The organism is Rhodococcus sp. T7 (genome assembly GCF_009872365.1).
Taxonomy (GTDB): Bacteria; Actinomycetota; Actinomycetes; order Mycobacteriales; family Mycobacteriaceae; genus Rhodococcus_F.
In genome coordinates, this window is sequence record NZ_WXYH01000389.1 from 2,998 (window position 1) to 3,422 (window position 425).

1 protein-coding gene is annotated in these 425 nt (G+C 66.4%); it reads right to left on the reverse strand.

The window, feature by feature from the left end; translation table 11 throughout:
• Positions 1–425: PucR family transcriptional regulator (locus tag MLGJGCBP_RS50930; protein WP_201453364.1), on the reverse strand; the 425-nt coding region annotated here is incomplete at both ends.

A 425-nucleotide genomic window follows, 5' to 3' on the forward strand; every position in this document is an offset into this window, starting at 1 on the left:
TGACACAGTGCCAGCGCGTTCTCGAGTTCCAGGCGGCCCTCCCGGACGTTCTTCCCGAGCAACTCCTCGATCTTGTGTATCCGGTAGATGACCGTGTTCTTGTGCATGGTCAATGCGGCGGCGGCTGCGGTATAGCTTCCCCCGGTCGAGAAGAAAGTCCGGAGCGTTTGACGGAGCAGTGCTGCGGTGGAGTCGTCGACCGCCAGCGGGCCGAGCACATCGCGTACCCACCTGCGAGCGGAGTCGAGATCCTCACACATCAGCGCCACGGCACCGACCAACCCGATGGGAACCACCCGGGGACCGGGCACGTTCGAGGCGCGTGCCACAACCGTGGCCTGGGCGGCTTGACGGTGGGTGCGGACGAACCCGGCCACCCCGTGCTGCGGGGCGCCCAGAGCGACCGTGATCGGTTGGTCCCACTT